General features: G+C 56.1%; 1 pseudogene. It reads right to left on the reverse strand.

The window, feature by feature from the left end:
- Window positions 1-321, reverse strand: a pseudogene (locus tag E2L08_RS16865) (FAD-binding protein); the annotation flags it as partial.

A 321-nucleotide genomic window follows, 5' to 3' on the forward strand; every position in this document is an offset into this window, starting at 1 on the left:
GATGAAGAATACGAAGTTTGTCGGCATTGGGGTGCTGTTTGAGTTGGGTGATCAGGGTTTCTACCAGATGCCACCCGGTACCCCAGAGGACATGGTAGCGAGGTACCGAGTTCCCGGGAGTGTAAAGGCCTCGCTCGACCCAGTTAACCGCCGGGAAAAATTTAAGCCCCCGTCCCCGTAGCCACTCATAGACACGCTCCAGGCACTGATCGGTGTAATGCTGTGCCCAGACCTTGGGCCAGTGGTCTGCGTCACCGAAATTAGCGAAGCTGTGCCAGTCCCTCAGTGCCAGTTCGGGGGAATCGGTGATCTTCATTCTTC

Origin of the sequence: Palleronia sediminis (genome assembly GCF_004358695.1) — a bacterium.
GTDB lineage: Bacteria > Pseudomonadota > Alphaproteobacteria > Rhodobacterales > Rhodobacteraceae > Palleronia > Palleronia sediminis.